We start from the raw sequence: 1305 nt of genomic DNA, 5'->3' as shown, positions 1-1305 counted from the left end.
GGGCTCGGCAGGGCCGGAAGCCGTCGGCTCCTGTCCGTTCTGCCCGTCGGAGGGGGCAGATCCGGGCGATGCCCAGCCCGGAGTGTCTTTCATCGTCGCTCCTTCACGGTGCCCGTCCGCGGTCGCGGCGGCAGGTTGGCAGCCATCGTGCCACGGTGTGGCCGGGAAGTGACCGGCTGCCGTATGGGCTGCACACCTTCAATTGTCCGGCCGGTACGGGGCAGACTGGGCGGATGGCTGATCAGTACGCGCAATCCCGCGAGAACCAGCGGCCCACCGAGATACCGGCGATCCGGTGGGACGAGCCGCCGGAAGGCCCTGTACTGGTCCTCCTCGACCAGACGCGGCTGCCCGCCGAGGAGGTCGAGCTGGTGTGCACGGACGCGCCCGCCCTGGTGGAGGCGATCCGTACGCTCGCCGTCCGCGGGGCGCCGCTGCTCGGCATCGCGGGGGCTTACGGGGTCGCGCTCGCCGCCGCCCGGGGGTTCGACGTGGACGAGGCCGCGGCCTCGCTCGCGAGTGCTCGGCCGACCGCGGTGAACCTCTCGTACGGGGCGCGCAGGGCCCAGGCGGCCCACCTCGCGGTCCTGCGGGGCGGTGGTGACCAGAAGCAGGCCGCCGATGCCGCGCTGGCCGCCGCGCGGGCGCTCCACGAGGAGGACGCCCAGGCCAGCGCCCGGATGGCCACGCACGGGCTGGCGCTTCTCGACGAGCTGCTGCCCGGCGGAAACCACCGGATCCTGACGCACTGCAACACCGGCGCGCTGGTGTCCGGGGGCGAGGGAACGGCGTTCGCGGTGGCCCTTGCGGCGCACCGGGCGGGGCGGCTGCGCAGGCTCTGGGTGGACGAGACGCGGCCGTTGCTGCAAGGTGCTCGCCTGACGGCCTATGAGGCGGCGCGGAGCGGAATGGCGTACACCTTGCTCACGGACAACGCGGCGGGATCGCTGTTCTCGGCGGGAGAGGTGGACGCGGTGCTGATCGGTGCCGACCGGATCGCGGCCGACGGTTCGGTGGCGAACAAGGTGGGGAGCTATCCGCTCGCGGTGCTGGCCAGGTACCACCATGTGCCGTTCATCGTGGTCGCGCCGGTGACGACGGTGGACCCGGACACTCCGAACGGAGCAGCGATCGAGGTCGAGCAGCGTGCCGGACATGAAGTGACGGAGATCACAGCACCCCAGGTGCCGGTGGCCGGAGCGGAAGCGGGAGGCGGGATACCGGTGGCACCCCTGGGGACCCAGGCGTACAACCCCGCCTTCGATGTGACGCCGCCCGAGTTGGTGACTGCGATCGTCACCGAGG

At 72.3% G+C, this 1305-nt stretch carries 1 protein-coding gene; it reads left to right on the top strand.

Annotation, left to right across the window (positions count from 1 at the left end; translation table 11 throughout):
- Positions 1–233: 233 nt before the first annotated feature.
- The coding region (gene mtnA / locus EU811_RS23115) for an S-methyl-5-thioribose-1-phosphate isomerase (protein ID WP_142940574.1) at positions 234–1305 on the top strand (1072 nt) is incomplete at its 3' end.

Source organism: Arthrobacter sp. TS-15 (assembly GCF_006964045.1).
Lineage (GTDB): Bacteria > Actinomycetota > Actinomycetes > Actinomycetales > Micrococcaceae > Arthrobacter.
Note: the sequence above shows the minus strand (reverse complement) of the source record. Positions and strands in the feature narration are given on the sequence as shown.